The sequence below is a fragment of the Dietzia sp. DQ11-44 genome (assembly GCF_014145205.1).
Classification (GTDB): domain Bacteria; phylum Actinomycetota; class Actinomycetes; order Mycobacteriales; family Mycobacteriaceae; genus Dietzia; species Dietzia natronolimnaea.
Genome location: NZ_JAALEC010000316.1, coordinates 1 through 2,484, shown reverse-complemented (window position 1 = coordinate 2,484; position 2,484 = coordinate 1). Strand labels below are relative to the sequence as shown.

At 68.6% G+C, this 2,484-nt stretch carries 2 protein-coding genes; one reads left to right on the top strand and one right to left on the bottom strand.

The window, feature by feature from the left end:
* Positions 1-40 precede the first annotated feature (40 nt).
* Positions 41-1,291 (bottom strand): LLM class flavin-dependent oxidoreductase, encoded by a 1,251-nt coding sequence (locus G6018_RS08660; RefSeq protein WP_182639398.1) that lies wholly within the window; start codon positions 1,289-1,291, stop codon positions 41-43.
* Positions 1,292-1,835: 544 nt separating this feature from the next.
* Here G6018_RS08660 and G6018_RS08655 point away from each other — a divergent pair.
* Positions 1,836-2,484: nuclease-related domain-containing protein (locus G6018_RS08655; RefSeq protein WP_347237838.1), on the top strand; the 649-nt coding region annotated here is incomplete at its 3' end.

Genomic DNA, 2,484 nt, shown 5'->3' with positions numbered 1-2,484 from the left:
TCCAGCCGCAGCGGCCGTGCGTCGGGTGCGTGGGTGGCGGTCACTTGTCGCCCCGTCCCGCCGGTGCCTGCGCGAGCCGGGACTCGGTGCGGCGGGCACGGGCCAATGATTGCTCCTGGGCGCGCTGTCCGCCCTCGACGGTCAGTCCGGTCCAATTGTCGCCGGTGCCGAACCGGTAAGCGTCCGAGTACGCGGGCGCCCCCTCGGCGGCCAGCGCGGCGTCACGTGCCGCGACACGTGCCGCGTGGGTGGGCCCGTCAGGCACGTGCGCCGGCCGCAGCGCGTCGAGTTCGCGACGCAGGACCGGGACGATCTCGGTGCCGAGGATCTCGATCTGCTCGAGCACCGTCTTACGCGGCACGCCGGCGTGATCGATGAGGAACATCTGGCGCTGGTAGTCGCCCACGTGCTCGCGCATGGTCATGTAGCGGTCGATGACCTGCTGCGGGGACCCCACCGTGAGCGGGGTCTGGGCGGTGAAGTCCTCGAGCGACGGGCCGTGGCCGTAGACCGGGGCGTTGTCGAAGTAGGGGCGGAACTCGTTGACCGCGTCCTGGCTGTTGGGGCGCGCGAAGAACTGACCGCCCAGCCCCACGATCGCCTGATCCGCGGACCCGTGACCGTAGTGCTCGTAGCGCCGTCGGTACAGCTCGACCATCTGCTTGGTGTGGCTGATCGGCCAGAAGATGTTGTTGTGGAAGAACCCGTCCCCGTAGTAGGCGGCCTGCTCGGCGATCTGCGGCGAGCGGATCGACCCGTGCCAGACGAAGGGCGCGACGCCGTCCAACGGGCGCGGGGTGGACGTGAACTGCTGGAGAGCTGTCCGGAACTTGCCCTCCCACTCCACCACGTCCTCGTGCCACAGGCGGTGGAGCAACTCGTAGTTCTCGATCGCCAACGGCAGCCCCTGTCGGATGTCCTGGCCGAACCACGGGTACACCGGGCCGGTGTTGCCGCGTCCCATGGTCAGGTCGACCCGGCCCCCGGCGAGGTGCTGCAGCATGGCGTAGTCCTCGGCGATCTTCACCGGGTCGTTGGTGGTGATGAGCGTCGTGGCGGTGGACAGGATGATGTCGGAGGTCCTCCCGGCGATGTAGCCCAGGGTGGTGGTGGGGGAGGACGTGACGAAGGGCGGGTTGTGGTGCTCGCCCAGGGCGAAGACGTCCAGGCCCACCTGTTCGGCCTGGACCGCGTACTCGACGACGGCCTCGAGGCGCTCGTGCTCGGTCGACACCTGCCCGGTGAGGGGATCAGGTGTGATGTCGGCGATGGAGAAAATCCCGAACTGCATGATGGCGAGCCTTTCAGTCTGTTGGTGCGTTCCATCCTAACTTGCTGACATGTCAAACAAAAGGGGGTCGGGGAGTATTCCGCCTCACCCTTGGCGCCTCTCGGTTCGCGAGTTCTCCTCCGCGCCGTGGCCTCGGGATGTGAGTATTCGGCGATCGCCATCACGACTGCCGCAAGGAGGCCCGGTGACCGAGTGGATCGTCCGAAGGTGGTCCCGTTTCGGCCACGACCGGGTCTATGCCGCCACGCCGGGCGGAACCGACCTCGGTTATCTCGACCTGGCGACCGGCCGCTACCACTCTGACGATCTCGCCAACCTTCCGCTGTTGCGCAAGGCGATCGAGGACCACCTGGGCGCCCGCCGGCACCGCGAATCGGCGAAGCAGTCGAGCCGACCACCATGGGTGACCGATGTTCCGTCGCCTGCGCCTGCGCCTGCGCCGTCACCGTCACCGTCCTCGTCGTCGACACCGCCGTCGTCGAAGTCGGGGCCGGTCGCGGCGGTGACCGGTCTATCGCCAACTCCGTCGCGCGAGCACACCACCGTGCCAACCACGGCATCCGGACCGAGGTGGCACGATCTCGCCGATGCTCGTGCGGGGGCGGCCGCACGCGAGCGAGCGCTCGCCGAGCGGGAGGCGCAGGGGATGGTGCGCCATGTGCTCGCCCGGTTGGTCGACGCGAAGACCGACGAGCGTGCCTGGCGTATCGGCGCGGACGGTGAGCAGGCCGTCGGCGAACAGCTGGCGGGCCTGGACGCCCGGTGGAGGATCCTGCACGCCGTACGCGTGGGGGAGCGGGGTGCCGATATCGACCACGTGGTGATCGGCCCCGGCGGCGTCTTCACCGTGAACTCCAAGAATCACCCCAAGGCGGCAATCTGGGTGGGCGGGGACACCTTCATGGTCAACGGCAGCCGGGTTCCGTACATCCGCAACAGTCGGCATGAGGCGAGGCGGGCATCCCGTCTGCTCGCGGAGCAGGTCGGCTTTCCGGTCCCGGTCGTCGGGATGATCGCGGTGGTGGGAGCTCGAGGGGGATTCACAGTGAAGACCCAGCCCGCGGACGGTGCCGTGGCAGTGGTTCAGCGTCGCCGCATCAGGCGATTCCTCACGTCGCAGCCGCAGCGACTGGGATTACGCGAGATCGACGCGATCCACGAGGTCGCCAGGCGATCCACGACGTGGCACCGCT

Coding starts and splice junctions, on each gene's coding strand:
- G6018_RS08660 (WP_182639398.1), bottom strand. CDS start 1,291: ATGCAGTTCGGGATTTTCTCCATCGCCGACATCACACCTGATCCCCTC.